The organism is Pseudogemmobacter humi (assembly GCF_900609055.1).
In the GTDB taxonomy this organism is placed as follows: domain Bacteria; phylum Pseudomonadota; class Alphaproteobacteria; order Rhodobacterales; family Rhodobacteraceae; genus Pseudogemmobacter; species Pseudogemmobacter humi.
On record NZ_UXAW01000114.1, the window covers coordinates 15,867 to 27,598 of the forward strand.

An 11,732-nucleotide genomic window follows, 5' to 3' on the forward strand; every position below is an offset into this window, starting at 1 on the left:
TCTGGCCGGGGGCAGGGTGAGGACCACGGGTGCGGTATCTTTCGCCCAGGCTGATACGGGAGTTTTGCGGGCGGGATGAACCGGCGGCTTCACCGCCTGTGCTACGACCGGGGGTGCGGGGCCGAAGGAGGGCGCGATGAGACTGGCGGAACGGCATGAGGCTTTTGCGGCGCTGCATCGGGCGGGGTGTTTCGTCATTCCGAACCCCTGGGACCGCGGCTCGGCGCGGATGATGGCGGCGCTTGGGGCGAAGGCGCTGGCGACATCCTCGGCGGCGCATGCCTTCACGCTCGGGCGGCCGGATATGGGGGGCGTCAGCCGCGACGAGGCGCTGGCCCATGCGGCGGATCTTATGGCGGCGACCGATCTGCCGGTCTCGGGGGATTTCGAGAATGGTTTCGGTGACGCGCCGGAGGTGGTGGCCGAGACCGTCCGGCTGGCGGGCGAGGCGGGGCTTTCGGGGATCTCGGTCGAGGATACAGGGATGGAGCCCGGCCATCCGGCCTATGCTTTCGACCTGGCGGTGGAGCGGGTGCGGGCTGGGGTTGCGGCGGCGCGGGCGCTTGGCCGGCCCTTCGTGTTTTGCGCCCGGGCCGACGGGGTGATGAACGGCACTTACGATCTGGCCGAGGGGATCCGGCGTTTGCAGGCCTTTGAGGCGGCGGGGGCGGATCTGCTGTATCTGCCGGTGCCGCCGGGGCGGGCGGAACTGGCGCAGGTTCTGGCCTCGGTCACTGCGCCGGTCAATGCGCTGGCGGCGGGGCCGCTGAAAGCGATGAATGTGGCGGAACTGGCGGCGATGGGGGTGCGGCGGATCTCGACCGGCAGCCAGATCGCCCGCGCGGCGCAGGGTCTGATCCGCGACGCCACTCGCGCCATGCTGGAGGAGGGCAGTTTCGCGCCTCTGGCCCATGCGGCGCCCGGGGACGAGATCGACGCGCTTTTGCGCGCGGGGAGGGCGCGCGGCTGAGCGCGATTGCGCGGCCGGGGGCAAAGGCCTTAGGCTGGCGGGAAAGGCGGGCCCGGACCGCAGGGCGCGCAAGGCAACAGGAGGACGGCCATGGCGATCTCATCGCATCTGGGACAATTCTACATCGACGGCGCCTGGGTGGATCCGCTGCCGGGGGCGACGCGGCTCGGGGTGGAGAACCCGGCGACCGAAGAGATTGTCGGGGAAGTGGCGCTCGGGACGGAGGCCGATGCGGACCGCGCCATCCTGGCCGCGCGCGCGGCCTTCGACGGCTGGACCGTGGTGCCGGTGAAGGAGCGCATCGCTCTGGTGAAGCGCATCCTCGATGTCTACACCTCGCGCTACGAGGATTTTGCTCAGGCGATGTCGACCGAGATGGGCGCGCCGATCGAATGGGCGCGCGGCGCCCAGGCCTGGGCGGGCCAGGTCCATATCGAATCGACGATCAAAGCCGCCGAAGAGATGACCTGGGAGTATATGCGCGGCTCGACCCGGATCGTGCATGAGGGGATCGGTGTCTGCGCGCTGATCACGCCGTGGAACTGGCCGATGAACCAGATCGCCTGTAAGGTGGCGCCGGCGCTGATCGCGGGCTGCACCATGGTGCTGAAACCCTCGGAAATCGCGCCGCTCTCGGGGCTCTTGTTTGCCGAGGTCTGTCATGAGGCGGGGGTGCCGAAGGGCGTGTTCAACCTGGTGAACGGCATGGGGCCGGTGGTCGGCGCGCGGATGTCCTCGCATCCCGAGGTGGATATGGTCTCGTTCACCGGCTCGACCCGGGCCGGGACGGCGATCGCCGCGGCGGCCGCGCCGACGGTGAAGCGGGTGGCGCAGGAACTGGGCGGCAAGAGCCCGAACATCATCCTGCCCTCGGCCGATATTTATGAGGCGGTGAAGGCGGGCGTCGCGGGCTGCTTTGGCAACACCGGGCAAAGCTGCGACGCGCCGACACGGATGTTCGTGCCGCGCGCGCGCGCCGAAGAGGCCTATGCGGCGGCGAAAGAGGCCGCGGACGAGGTGGTGATCGGCCCGACCACGGATGCGGCCACCACCATGGGGCCGCTGATCTCGAAGGTGCAGTTCGACAAGGTTCAGCGGCTGATCCAGGCCGGGATCGACGAGGGCGCAAGGCTGATCTGCGGCGGCACCGGGCGGCCCCAGGGCGTCAACCGGGGCTGGTATGTGCAGCCCACCATCTTCGGCGAGGTCACCAATGAGATGACCATCTCGCGCGAGGAAATCTTCGGCCCGGTGCTGTCGATCCTGCCTTACGACAATCTGGACCAGGCGGTGGCGATGGCGAACGACACGCCCTACGGCCTTGCCGCCTATATCGCGGGCCCGGTCGAAGAGGCGAAGCCGGTCGCGCGGCGGCTGCGCGCGGGCACGGTGAACCTGAACTACCCCGACTGGGATACGTTCGCCCCCTTCGGCGGCTACAAGCAATCCGGCAACGGCCGCGAATATGCCGGTTGGGGCATCCATGATTTCTGCGAAATCAAGGGGGTCGTCGGCTGGGGCGGGTAACGGAATTCGGAACGAATTCCGGTCCGGTTTCCGTGACCGGAAACCGGCGGCGCGAGGATGGAGGGCGGGATGCGTTACGGATATGTCGGACTTGGCAATCTGGGCGGACATCTCGCCGCCAGCCTGATCCGGGCGGGCTTCGATGTCACGGTCTGGGACCGCAACCCCGAGGCGGGCGCGCGCCATGCCGCTCTGGGGGCCCGGCGGGCGGGCTCGCTTGCGGAACTGGCGGGCGAGGTGGATCACGTCTTCACCTGCCTGCCCTCGCCCGCGGCTTCGGAAACCGTGCTGGCGGGGCTGCTTGCGGGGCTGGCGCCCGGCGCAACCTGGATCGAGAATTCGACGCTGGGGCGCGAGGACGTGCTGCGGCTGGCCGGACTCGCCCGCAGCGCCGGGCTGCGGATGATGGAGGCGCCGGTCACCGGCAGCCTTGCGATGGCGGAAGCCGGCGAGATCACCGTGCTGGCCGGTGGCGAGCCCGATCTGCACGATCTGCACCGGCCCGCGCTTGAGGCCCTCGGCGGGCGGATCTTCTACATGGGTCCGCTCGGTTCCGGCGCGGTGATGAAGGTGATCACCAATATGCTGGCCTTCATCCATCTGGTGGCCGAGGGCGAGGCGCTGATGCTGGCCAAACGCGGCGGGCTGGATCTGGCGACGGCCTGGCAGGCGATCGCGGCCTCGGCCGGGGCGTCTTTCGTGCATGAAACCGAGGGGAAGCTGATCCTGAACGGCAGCTACAACATCGGTTTCACCATGGATCTGGCGGTGAAGGATCTGGGCTTCGCGCTCGGTTTCGGCCGCGATCACGGGGTGCCGCTGGATCTGACCGCCCAGGTGGCGCAGACTTTCCTGCGCGGTCGCGCGGTCTATGGCGGTGGGGCGCCCTCGACCCAGATCGTGAAACTTCTGGAGGATGCGCTCGGCGAGGATCTGCGGGCTGTTGGCTTTCCGCCCCGGCTGGATCACGCGGGCGATCACGGGGCGGACGATCACGGGGTGGGATGAGGCCGGCCCGGAAAAACAAAGCGGCCGTAGACGGATCCGGCCGCAGGACTACAGGGTAACAATGGAGCCCGAGAGAGCGGAGGCGGAAGACGCCTCCTGAGGACGGGCCGCCCCGGTTCAGGCGCCCTCAGGCGCCCCAGGAGCGGACGGCGCCGCAATCCATATGGACGAAATCCGAACGCGAATAGCGGCCGACGCCGCCCGCCGCGCAGGCAGATGCGGCCTTGGCCATCTGATTGACCGAGCGCGATTTCAGCCGCAGATCGGCGGCCTGACCGACGAGATGCAGCGAGTTCTTCGCCACGCCGCCCGATTGCGAGCGCAGCATCGCGTTCGTTTTGGGGCTGCGGTAGCCCGACAGCAGCATATAGGGTTCGGACAGATCCATCAGACGATGCGCGGCGGCCATGATGTCGACGTTGCGCGGGTCCATCGACTTTACGTCGCCGGTGCGCCAGTCGCGCATGAAGTGATTGATTTCCTTCATCACTTCCGGGATGTAATTGCCTTCGATCCAGTAGATCGTGTCGATGCTCTCGCCGGTGCGGCCGGAATACATGCGGATGCGGCGGATATCGCCCGCGCCCTTCAGCAGGCCGAAGGCGTTGGAATAGCTGGGAGCTGCCACCACTGCGGTTGCAGCGAAGACGCGCAGCAAAGAGCGCCGCGAGAAAAGATTCGATGCGATTTCGGTCATTGGGCCTGTCCCGTTTCGTCTTGCGACTGCCTGCACGGCAGCTTCTTAGCACGCTCTTCCTCAGGTGCTGCCCTTGTATGGCACAGCACGATTCGAAGCCCAAGCGAAGATTGCCGCCGGTTCCCCCATTCAACCGCCGATAAGCAAAAATTCGCTGAACATCTGTCCAATTCTTTGCGTGGCAGCTTTGCAACGCCTGGAGAAAAACACCGCCCCGGTGCCGCCCGCGGCGCCCGATACGCTGTGCCGGACGGGAATGTGAATGGACACTCCTGCGAAATCGCTGGATTTTTCCTCATGTGGACAGATTTCGACGTATGAGGTTTTCGATGCCGCTTCCTGCCCCGGGCCGCGCCCGCCGTCCGCTTCTGCGGCGGCTGGTTTCGCCGCTGGCACTGGCCTTGATGCTGGGCGGCACGCTGCCTGCGATGGCGGCGCAGACCGGGCCGGCTTTCGTGCAGGTGCTGGCGGGGGCGGTCTCCTCCGACGAGGCGGTGGCGGAGTGGTATCGCGCCCGCGGCTGGCAGCCGCTCTGGACCGGCGAGGACGGCGCCGCCCGCCGTGCGGCGCTGCTCGCGGCGCTGGATACGGCGCCCGATCACGGCCTGCCCGCCGCGCGCTACGATGCGGCGGGGCTGCGCGCGGCGCTCGCCTCGGCCCGGACCGAGGGCGATCTGGGGCGGATCGAGGCGCGGATGACCCGCGCCTGGCTTGACTGGGCGCGGGATCTGACCTCGGGCCTGCTGGAGCCTGCGAAGATCGACGCCACCATCGTGCGCGAGATCGCCCGACCCGATCCGGTGAGGCTTCTGAACGCGATGGCGCAGGGCGAGCCGGACCGGGTGCTGCGCGATCTGCTGCCGAAATCCGACGCCTATGTGCAGCTGATGAAGGCGCGGCTCGATCTGGAAGCGGCGATGCAGGCCGATGGCTGGGGGCCGGCGGTTTCCGGCGGCGGGCTGGAGCCCGGCGCCACCGGCCCGGGCGTGGTGGCCCTGCGCGACCGGCTGATCGCCATGGGCTATCTGGCGCCCACCGCCACCGCCGTCTACGACCGCGCGCTCCAGACCGCGGTGATGGGGTTCCAGCGCGCCCACGGCCTGCCCGCCGACGGGGTGGCGGGGGGCGACACGCTGGCCGAGCTGAACAAGACCCCGGCCGAGCGGATGGCCTCGGTCCTTGTGGCGATGGAACGCGAGCGCTGGATGGAGATCGACCGTTCGGGCCGGATGATCTGGGTGAACCTGCCGGATTTCACCGCCCAGATCATCGACGACGGACGGGTAAGCTTCCGCACCCGCTCGGTCATCGGGCGCGAGGATACCGACCGCCGCACGCCCGAGTTCTCCGACATGATGGATCATATGGTGGTCAACCCGTCCTGGGGGGTGCCGCGTTCGATCATCGTGGGGGAATATCTGCCGCTGTTGCAGCGCAATCCGAACGCGGTCGGCCATATGCAGATCGTCGACCGCAACGGCCGCGTGGTCTCGCGCGGGTCGGTGAATTTCGCGGCCTATACCGCGCGCAGCTTCCCCTTCGGCATGCGCCAGCCGCCGGGAGACAGCAATGCGCTTGGCAAGGTCAAGTTCATGTTCCCCAACAAGTACAACATCTATCTGCATGATACGCCGTCGAAATCCCTGTTCGCCCATGACAAGCGCGCCTACAGCCACGGCTGCATCCGGCTGGCCGATCCGTTCGATTTCGCCCATGCGCTGTTTCGCACCCAGTCCGACGCGATCGAGGAAGAGTTCAACGCGACTCTGAAGGGGGGCCGCGAAACCCCTGTGAAACTTGAGAAAAAAGTGCCGATCCATCTGGTCTATTTCACCGCTTACCCCGAGGCGAAGGGCCGGATCGGCTACCGCCGCGACGTTTATGGGCGGGATGCCCGCCTCTGGGCCGCGCTGACCGACGCCGGGGTGGTCTTGCAGTCGGTTTCGCAGTAAAACCCTCCACAGGCGTTTTCACAGACGTTTTCGGGGAGGAAAGCGATGCCGCTGCACAGCATCGGTGAGATTGCCGAAGCGCTTGGCGCCGAGGCCGAGGGCGATCTTGCGCTGAAGGTTTCGGGCGCCTCCGAGCCGCATTCGGCGGGCCCCGACCAACTCGCCCTGGCGATGGATCCGCGCTACGGTGACGGGATCGCGAAGGGCCGGGCGCAGGCCGCGGTGGTCTGGCCCGGGGCCGACTGGCGGGCGATGGGGCTGAAGGCCGCGATCTTCGCGCCGCGCGGGCGCCTCGCGATGGCGGGGCTGACGCGGCTGATGGACCCCGGCCCCGAGATCTGGCCCGGCATCCATCCCCATGCGGTGGTGGACCCTTCGGCGGTGATCGGCGAGGGCGCGCATATCGGCCCCTTCGTGGTGATCGGCCGCGGCGCGCAGATCGGCGCGCGGGCGCGGATCGCGAGCCATGTCTCGGTCGGCGAGGGGGCAAGGATCGGTGACGACGCGCTGATCCTGCAAGGCGCGCGGATCGGCGCCCGCGTCACCATCGGCGCGCGCTTCATCTGCCAGCCTGGCGCGGTGATCGGGGCGGACGGTTTCTCCTTCGTCACGCCCGAGAAATCCGGGGTCGAGGAGATCCGCGAAACCCTCGGCTCGCGCGAGGAAATCCGCGAGCAAAGCTGGACCCGGATCCATTCGCTCGGCGCGGTCTGGATCGGCGACGATGTGGAAATCGGCGCCAATACCTGCATCGACCGCGGCACCATCCGCGACACGGTGATCGGCCGCGGCACCAAGCTCGACAACCTCGTCCATGTCGGCCACAACGTCCAGATCGGCGAAGACTGCCTGCTCTGCGGCCAGGTCGGCATCGCCGGCTCGTCGAGGATCGGCAACCGGGTGGTGCTGGCCGGGCAATGCGGCGTCAACGACAACATCTTCGTCGGCGACGATGTGATCTGCGGCGGCGCGACCAAGATCTTCACCAATGCGCCGGCGGGGCGGGTGCTGCTCGGCTATCCGGCGGTGAAGATGGAGAGCCATGTCGAGATGCAGAAGGCGCTGCGCCGGCTGCCGCGGCTGAACGCCCGGGTGGCGCGGCTGGAAGAGCTGCTGCCCGGCGGCGCTGGCACCGGCGGCGCCCCGGGCGAAAGCTGAGCGGGGCCCGCGTCATGACGGTGGCCGAACGGGTGATTGCGCTGATCGCGGCGAGGGCGCTGGCCGATCCTGCCGCGATCACGCCCGGGATGACGGTGGAAAGCCTCGGCCTAGACAGCCTCGGGCTGGTCGAGGCGGTGTTCACCATCGAAGAGGCGTTCGATATCACCGTTCCCTTCACGCCGAACGAGGACGGGCCGGGCGGCTTCGACGTCTCGACCGTGGGCGCGATCATCCGCGGTGTCGAGGGGCTGATCGCCGCGAAAGCCGCATGAGGCGGGTGGTGATCACCGGCGCGGGCACGGTGAACGCGCTGGCCCATGACCTGCCCGGCACCATGCGCGCCATGGCCGAGGGGCGCTCTGCCATCGGCCCCCTGGCGTTCCGCGACGTTGACCGGCTCTCAGTACGGATCGGCGCCCAGGTGCGCGGCTGGCCCGAAGACGCGCAGCACGACCGTTTCACCGGCTTCGCGCTCGCCGCCGCCGCCGAGGCGCTGGCGATGGCCGGTGACGGCGCGGGCGAGGGCGCGGGGGTGGTGATCGGCTCAGCCGCGGGCGGGATCGGCACCTGGGAGGAAAACTACCGCGCGGTGTTCCAGGACGGCAAGAACCGGGTGCCGCCGCTGACGGTGCCGCGGCTGATGCTGAACGCGGCGTCCTCGCAGATCGCCATGCGCCACGGGCTGCGCGGGCCGTCCTTCGCGGTATCCTCGGCCTGTTCCAGCGCCAACCACGCCATCGGCCAGGCCTTTCGCCTCGTGCGCGACGGCTATGCGCCCGCGATGGTGGCGGGCGGCGCCGAGGCGATGCTCTGCTTCGGTGGCATCAAAGCCTGGGAGGGGCTGCGGGTGCTGTCCCCCGACGGCTGCCGCCCGTTCTCGGCCAGCCGCAACGGCATGGTGATGGGCGAGGGCGCGGCGGTCTTCATGCTGGAGGATGCGGACCGCGCCCGCGCGCGCGGGGCGAAGGCGCTGGCCGAGGTGGCGGGCTTTGGCATGACGGCGGATGCGGGGGATCTGGTGGCGCCCTCGGTCGAAGGGGCGGCGGCGGCGATGCGCGCGGCGCTGGACGAGGCGCGGCTGGCGCCGGAAGATGTGGGCTATATCAACGCGCATGGCACCGGCACCCGGCTCAACGATCGCTGCGAGGTGGCGGCGATCCGCGCGGCGTTCGGGCCCGCGGCGGATCGGGCGATGGTGTCCTCGACCAAGGCGATGCACGGCCATGCCATCGGCGCGACCGGGGCGATAGAACTGGTCGCCTGTCTGATGGCGCTGGATCAGGGGGTGATCGCGCCCACCATCGGGCTGGACCGGCCCGACCCGGATTGCGATCTGGACCATGTTCCGAATGAAGCGCGCCGCGCCCTTGTGGGCGCGGCGCTGTCGAATTCCTTCGCCTTCGGCGGGCTGAATGCGGTGCTGGCGCTGAAGGCCAGCCCCTGATTTTCAGCGCCGGGGCTTATTGCTGGTCGGCCTGCTTCTGCATGGCCTCGTCAGCCAGTTTGTTCGCCGCAGCCATCGCGTCGTAACCGGCGGTGAAGCCCTTCAGCGAGACATCGAGCGCCACTTTCTGATCGGGGGCGACGAAGGGGGTGATCGAGAAGGTCGCCTTGCCGCCTTTCTTGAAGGCGGCGATTTCCTCGGCGGTGAAGCCGATCCGCGCCACGCAGCCGATGTTGGTGCAGACGGTGAACGGATAGGCGCGCGGCTTGCCGCCGTCGATGGTGATCACCATGCCCTCGGTCAGCAGGGTCTCCAGCGGCGCGATGAAGTTCGCCCCGGCGACGGCCGGACCCGAGGTGCCCTCGGGCAGCGAGAACATGGCGAATTCGGCGACCGAATTGCCCTCGGCGTCTTTCAGCAACTGATAGAGCTGGCAGGGATCGGCGCCGAGGCCGGTCTTTTCGCAGCGCTGCTCCCAGGCCTCAAAATTGGCGGCGGTGTAGATCGGGCTTTCGCCACCGATCTCGGCGCCCATCGACAGGCCGCCCGTCGGATCGGCGGGGGTTTCCGTGGCGGGCGCTTCTGCGGGGGCCTCGGCGGCCGGTGCTTCGGTCGCGGGCGCCTCGCCTTCCTGGGCGGCGGCGGTCAGCGGCGCACCGACAGCGAGAAGAAGCGCGAGAAGCGAGATCCGGGATTTCAACATGGAAGCCTTGTCCTTTGAACAGTGACCAGAGCCGGTTCGGATAAACCGGGCCGGGCGGGGCGTGAATATCATGGCAGGGAAGGGCTGTCAGGTGCCAATTGCGTCAACGGCACCGGCATGCGCCTTCGGGCTGGCGCAGGATTACGGGATCGCCGCGCGCGGGGGAAGCGGGAAAACCGGCCCGGCTGTCCCTGAGGCAGGGCGCTTAAAACATCAAAGGGCCGGAGAACCGGCCCTTTGCGCGCGTCGGAGACGCTCGTCAGTTTTTATGCTCCCTGTCGGACCGGCCGACTTCATTTCAGGGACGCTAAGCACCTTTCTGCGGTCCGTCAACAGGAAATCTGTTACATGACGGGGGCCGGAAAGATGAAAAAATTCCATCCAAATGGTCAAAAAAGGCCGCATCTTCCGGGGAAGACGCGGCCAGTCCGACAGGGAGGAAGTAAGAAACCGGAAACCGCCAGCAAGGTTCCGGCACGATCCAGACTGGCGCCAACAGGTTAACATTGTATGTTCGGAGCGGACGAATGCAGGAGAGGCGGATGGCAGCGGTTCAGGACAGGATCTTCGTCGGCGGCGGGGGCGAGGGCTACGGGGCGCCGCAGGAGATGCTTCTGAAATACGGCAACCGCCACGGGCTGATCGCCGGGGCGACCGGCACCGGCAAGACGGTGACGCTCCAGGTTCTGGCCGAGGGGTTTTCGGCGGCGGGTGTGCCGGTGTTCCTGTCTGATGTGAAGGGCGATCTCTCGGGGCTGTGCCAGCCCGGCGATCCCCTGGGCAAGACGCATGAGGGGTTTCTGAAACGCGCGCAGACCATCGGCCTCGATCTGAACTACCGCGCTTTCCCGGTGCTGTTCTGGGATCTGTTCGGCCAGCGCGGCCATCCGGTGCGCACCACGGTGGCCGAGATGGGGCCGCTGTTGCTGTCGCGGCTGCTGGAACTTTCCGAGCCGCAGGAGGGCGTGCTGAACGTCGCCTTCCGGCTGGCCGACGACGAGGGGCTGGCGCTTCTCGACATGAAGGATCTGCGCGCGCTGCTGACCTGGATCGCGGAGAATGCCGATACGGTCTCGGCGCGTTACGGGCTTGTCTCCACGCAATCGGTGGGGGCGATCCAGCGCCGGCTGCTGGTGCTGGAAAACGAGGGCGGCGCGAAACTGTTCGGCGAGCCGGCGCTGGATCTGGCCGATCTGATGCGGGTGGACGAGGACGGGATGGGGCGGATCTCGGTCCTCGTCGCCGACCGGCTGATGCACAGCCCGCGGCTTTACGCCACTTTCCTGTTGTGGCTCTTGTCGGAGCTGTTCGAGGCGCTGCCCGAGGTGGGCGACCCCGAAAAACCGAAGCTCGTCTTCTTCTTCGACGAGGCGCATCTCTTGTTCGACGACGCGCCGAAGGCGCTGATCTCGCGGGTGGAGCAGGTGGCGCGGCTGATCCGCTCGAAGGGCGTGGGGGTGTATTTCGTCACGCAGAACCCGGCGGATGTGCCTGATGCGATCCTCGGCCAGCTCGGCAACCGGGTGCAGCATGCTTTGCGCGCCTTTACCGCGAAGGATCAGAAGGATCTGGCGAAAGCGGCCGAGACCTACCGCGCCAATCCGCGCTTCGCCATTGCGGAGGCCATCCGCGAGGTCGGCACCGGCGAGGCGGTGACCTCGTTTCTGGAGCCGAAGGGCGTTCCGGGCATGGCCGAGCGCACGCTGATCCGCCCGCCGTTCAGCCGCCTCGGCCCGGCGGAAGAGACCGCGCGGGCGCAGGCCTTCGCCGCCTCGCCGGTCGCTGGGAAATACGATCATGAGATCGACCGCGAAAGCGCCTTCGAGATCCTGCGCGACCGCGCGGCCAAAGCCGCCGCCGAGGCCGCGCGGGCAGAGGAACCCGCCGGCGAGAGCGGCGAATTCAGCCGCGGCCGCCGCTACGGCGGCGAGCGTTCGGCGGAGCCGCGCGCCCGGAAACCCGCGCCTGGCTCCACCACGCGCAGCAGCCGCTCGGATTCCGTCACCGAGGCTTTCGCGAAAAGCTTCGCGCGGCAGTTGGGCTCGAAGAGCGGCCAGGCCGTCGTGCGCGGGGTGCTCGGCACGCTGTTCGGCAAACGCTGAACCCGGACCCGGCCGGGGATGCCTCCGGGGGGGGTATTTGGGTCAGGATGAAAGGCATGGGCTTTCACCCTGATGGAAATACCCGGATCCGGCGTCAGCCCTTCTTTGCCAGCGGGTGGTGGTTGAGCACCAGATCCTTCAGGTGGTCTTCCAGCACATGGGTGTAGA

Annotated in this window: 10 protein-coding genes; 8 read left to right on the plus strand and 2 right to left on the minus strand. The window is 68.1% G+C overall.

The window, feature by feature from the left end:
- Positions 1–136 precede the first annotated feature (136 nt).
- The 3 genes from XINFAN_RS19160 to XINFAN_RS19170 all read left to right on the plus strand — a co-directional run bounded on the left by XINFAN_RS19160 (position 137) and on the right by XINFAN_RS19170 (position 3,505).
- Positions 137–970 carry an isocitrate lyase/PEP mutase family protein gene (locus XINFAN_RS19160; RefSeq protein WP_124088469.1) on the plus strand — a complete coding sequence of 278 codons (834 nt, stop codon included), beginning with the start codon at positions 137–139 and terminating at the stop codon, positions 968–970.
- A gap of 90 nt (positions 971–1,060) precedes the next feature.
- Positions 1,061–2,497: an aldehyde dehydrogenase family protein gene (locus tag XINFAN_RS19165; RefSeq protein ID WP_124088470.1), complete on the plus strand. Its 1,437-nt coding sequence runs from the start codon at positions 1,061–1,063 to the stop codon at positions 2,495–2,497.
- A 69-nt stretch (positions 2,498–2,566) separates the two neighbouring features.
- Positions 2,567–3,505, plus strand: a complete 939-nt coding sequence (locus XINFAN_RS19170) for an NAD(P)-dependent oxidoreductase (RefSeq protein ID WP_124088471.1) — start codon at positions 2,567–2,569, stop codon at positions 3,503–3,505.
- A 127-nt stretch (positions 3,506–3,632) separates the two neighbouring features.
- Here the strand turns inward: XINFAN_RS19170 and mepK are convergent, their stop codons facing one another.
- Entirely contained in the window at positions 3,633–4,202 is a 570-nt protein-coding gene (gene mepK, locus XINFAN_RS19175) for a peptidoglycan L,D-endopeptidase MepK (RefSeq protein WP_124088472.1), read from the minus strand.
- Positions 4,203–4,531: 329 nt separating this feature from the next.
- On the opposite strand from mepK, the gene XINFAN_RS19180 reads away from it, so the two are divergent.
- From XINFAN_RS19180 to XINFAN_RS19195, 4 genes are read left to right on the plus strand one after another with little or no spacing between them, the layout of a single operon-like run.
- Positions 4,532–6,154: a L,D-transpeptidase family protein gene (locus XINFAN_RS19180; RefSeq protein ID WP_124088473.1), complete on the plus strand. Its 1,623-nt coding sequence runs from the start codon at positions 4,532–4,534 to the stop codon at positions 6,152–6,154.
- Between the two features lie 45 nt (positions 6,155–6,199).
- Positions 6,200–7,312, plus strand: coding sequence for a UDP-3-O-(3-hydroxymyristoyl)glucosamine N-acyltransferase (locus XINFAN_RS19185; protein ID WP_124088474.1), 1,113 nt, complete (start codon positions 6,200–6,202; stop codon positions 7,310–7,312).
- A gap of 14 nt (positions 7,313–7,326) precedes the next feature.
- Positions 7,327–7,587, plus strand: a complete 261-nt coding sequence (locus tag XINFAN_RS19190) for an acyl carrier protein (protein WP_124088475.1) — start codon at positions 7,327–7,329, stop codon at positions 7,585–7,587.
- Positions 7,584–8,759 (plus strand): beta-ketoacyl-[acyl-carrier-protein] synthase family protein, encoded by a 1,176-nt coding sequence (locus XINFAN_RS19195; protein ID WP_124088476.1) that lies wholly within the window; start codon positions 7,584–7,586, stop codon positions 8,757–8,759. Before XINFAN_RS19190 ends, XINFAN_RS19195 begins: the two co-directional genes overlap by 4 nt.
- A gap of 16 nt (positions 8,760–8,775) precedes the next feature.
- On the opposite strand, the gene XINFAN_RS19200 is transcribed toward XINFAN_RS19195, so the two are convergent.
- Complete coding sequence (locus tag XINFAN_RS19200) at positions 8,776–9,462, minus strand: invasion associated locus B family protein (protein ID WP_124088477.1); 687 nt, start codon at positions 9,460–9,462, stop codon at positions 8,776–8,778.
- 542 nt (positions 9,463–10,004) lie between these two features.
- On the opposite strand from XINFAN_RS19200, the gene XINFAN_RS19205 reads away from it, so the two are divergent.
- A complete protein-coding gene (locus XINFAN_RS19205; RefSeq protein ID WP_124088478.1) occupies positions 10,005–11,564 on the plus strand; it encodes a helicase HerA-like domain-containing protein in 1,560 nt (519 codons plus the stop codon).
- Positions 11,565–11,732 lie beyond the last annotated feature (168 nt).

What these genes read in the sequence shown, in the direction of transcription:
- XINFAN_RS19160 (WP_124088469.1), top strand. Translation starts at nt 137, where the DNA reads ATGAGACTGGCGGAACGGCATGAGGCTTTTGCGGCGCTGCATCGGGCG.
- XINFAN_RS19165 (WP_124088470.1), top strand. Translation starts at nt 1,061, where the DNA reads ATGGCGATCTCATCGCATCTGGGACAATTCTACATCGACGGCGCCTGG.
- XINFAN_RS19170 (WP_124088471.1), top strand. Translation starts at nt 2,567, where the DNA reads ATGCGTTACGGATATGTCGGACTTGGCAATCTGGGCGGACATCTCGCC.
- mepK (WP_124088472.1), bottom strand. Translation starts at nt 4,202, where the DNA reads ATGACCGAAATCGCATCGAATCTTTTCTCGCGGCGCTCTTTGCTGCGC.
- XINFAN_RS19180 (WP_124088473.1), top strand. Translation starts at nt 4,532, where the DNA reads ATGCCGCTTCCTGCCCCGGGCCGCGCCCGCCGTCCGCTTCTGCGGCGG.
- XINFAN_RS19185 (WP_124088474.1), top strand. Translation starts at nt 6,200, where the DNA reads ATGCCGCTGCACAGCATCGGTGAGATTGCCGAAGCGCTTGGCGCCGAG.
- XINFAN_RS19190 (WP_124088475.1), top strand. Translation starts at nt 7,327, where the DNA reads ATGACGGTGGCCGAACGGGTGATTGCGCTGATCGCGGCGAGGGCGCTG.
- XINFAN_RS19195 (WP_124088476.1), top strand. Translation starts at nt 7,584, where the DNA reads ATGAGGCGGGTGGTGATCACCGGCGCGGGCACGGTGAACGCGCTGGCC.
- XINFAN_RS19200 (WP_124088477.1), bottom strand. Translation starts at nt 9,462, where the DNA reads ATGTTGAAATCCCGGATCTCGCTTCTCGCGCTTCTTCTCGCTGTCGGT.
- XINFAN_RS19205 (WP_124088478.1), top strand. Translation starts at nt 10,005, where the DNA reads ATGGCAGCGGTTCAGGACAGGATCTTCGTCGGCGGCGGGGGCGAGGGC.